The following is a 1,794-nucleotide window of genomic DNA, read 5'->3' on the forward strand; positions in this document are numbered from 1 at the left end:
CGGGCGGCGGCGTGGCCGTCATCGACGTGACCGAGGCGACCTTCCAGTCCGAGGTGTTGGAGCGGTCGCTGACCACGCCGGTGATCGTGGACTTCTGGGCCGAGTGGTGCGAGCCCTGCAAGCAGCTGTCGCCGGTGCTGGAGCGGCTGGCCGCCGAGGGCGAGGGCGCCTGGGTGCTCGCCAAGGTCGACGTCGACGCCAACCCGCGGCTCGCCCAGATGTTCCGGGTCCAGGGCATCCCGATGGTCTACGCGGTGGTCGGCGGGCAGCCGATCGACGCCTTCTCCGGCGTGGTGCCGGAGGCCCAGCTCCGCCAGTGGATCCAGGCCATCCTCAAGGCCGGTGGCGTCACCGTCGCCGAGCCGGAGGACCCGCGGCTGATCGAGGCCGACGACGCGCTCATGTCCGGCGACCTGGAGGCCGCCGAGGCGGCGTACCGGAAGATCCTGGCCGAGAGCCCGGCGGACGCCGCGGCCGAGGCCGGGCTGGCCCAGGTCGGGGTTGCCCGGCGGGTGGCCGGAGCCGACCCACGTGCCGCGCTCGCCGCCGCCGAACAGGCCCCCGACGACATCGAGGCCCAGCTCCTCGCCGCCGACATCGAGGTGCTCAGCGGGCTGGCCGAGCAGGCGTACGCCCGGCTCGTCGGCCTGGTCCGCCGGACCGCCGGCGACGACCGGGAGCAGGTCCGCCAGCACCTGGTGTCGCTGTTCACCATCGCCGGCCCGGACGACCCGGCCGTGGCTGCCGCCCGACGGGCCCTGGCCAGCGCCCTGTTCTGAGTTCACGCACGCCAGCGCGGGCCGGCGTACCGGCCGGCCCGCCCGACCACCGAGGACGGGAGCCCATGATGCGCCGGATCGCCGTCCTCGACGCGCCGACCAACCTCGGCCTGCGCCCACCCACGTCCACCTCCGTCCCGGGCTGCGCCAAGGCGCCCGGCGCGCTGCGCGACCACGGCCTGCTCGCCCGGCTGCGGGCCCGCGACGCCGGCTGCCTCACCCCGCCCCGCTACGACCCGGGTGACTGGCGTCCCGGTGACGGGGTCTGCCACGCGGGGGAGATCTCCGGCTACTCGGTGGCGCTGGCCGACCGGATCGGCGCGATCATCGACCGCGGCGAGTTCCCGCTGGTGCTCGGCGGGGACTGCTCGGTGCTGCTGGGCTCGGCGCTGGCCATGCACCGGCTCGGCGAGGCGGTCGGCGGGCGGATCGGGCTGGTCTTCGTCGACGGCCACTCCGACTTCCGGCACCCCGGCAACGCCTCGTACGTGGGCGCGGCGGCGGGCGAGGACCTGGCCCTGGTCACCGGCCGGGGGCAGGCCGACCTGGCCGCCATCGAGGGGCGGCGCCCCTACTTCCGGGACATCGACGTGGTGGTGCTCGGCATCCGGGCGCAGGACGAGTACCGGCTGGACCTCCAGGCCGCCGGCATCACCACCCGCCCCGTGCCGGCGCTGCGCGCCGAGGGGGCCGCCCGCACCGCCCAGTGGGCGCACGAGCAGCTGGCCGACTGCGCCGGCTACTGGGTGCACATCGACGTGGACGTGCTCGACCCGGCGGTGATGCCCGCGGTCGACGCGCCGGACCCGGGCGGGATCGCCTTCGCCGAGCTGGAGATCCTGCTCGCCGGCCTGGTGGACACCCCGCACTGCCTCGGCGTCGAGCTGACGGTCTTCGACCCCGACTACGACCCCGACGGGTCGTACGCCGCCGAGATCGTCAACACCGTGGTGGCCGGGCTCGCGCCGGTCGTCGCGCCCGGGGCGACGGCCCCCCGGCTGCTGCCGTCCGGCCC

Annotated in this window: 2 protein-coding genes; both read left to right on the forward strand. The window is 76.1% G+C overall.

Annotated features, from left to right (window positions below; genetic code table 11):
* The coding region (locus tag ACW0Q9_RS30345; RefSeq protein ID WP_456187172.1) for a tetratricopeptide repeat protein at positions 1-779 on the forward strand (779 nt) is incomplete at its 5' end.
* A gap of 65 nt (positions 780-844) precedes the next feature.
* Positions 845-1,794: arginase family protein (locus ACW0Q9_RS30350; RefSeq protein ID WP_456187174.1), on the forward strand; the 950-nt coding region annotated here is incomplete at its 3' end.

Source organism: Micromonospora sp. I033 (assembly GCF_053890995.1).